We start from the raw sequence: 209 nt of genomic DNA on the forward strand, positions 1-209 counted from the left end.
GAAAGGACCGCGACCGTCATGGAGCCGGCGGGGATCATCGCGCCAATCGAAATGTCGAGATCGCCTGCGATCATCAAAAGTCCGATGGGAAGAGCGATAATGCCGAGATTGGCGGCGACGTTGAGCCAGCTTGCGGCGCCGGCGGGCTCCAGGAACTTGGTGCTGCCGAATACGACGAAGAACAGGAGGACGCCGACAAGTCCGAGGAA

Annotated in this window: 1 pseudogene; it reads right to left on the bottom strand. The window is 60.8% G+C overall.

Annotation, left to right across the window (positions count from 1 at the left end):
* Positions 1-209: pseudogene (locus AF337_RS12710) on the bottom strand (ABC transporter permease); the annotation flags it as partial.

It is taken from the genome of Rhizobium ecuadorense (assembly GCF_001187535.1).
GTDB lineage: Bacteria > Pseudomonadota > Alphaproteobacteria > Rhizobiales > Rhizobiaceae > Rhizobium > Rhizobium ecuadorense.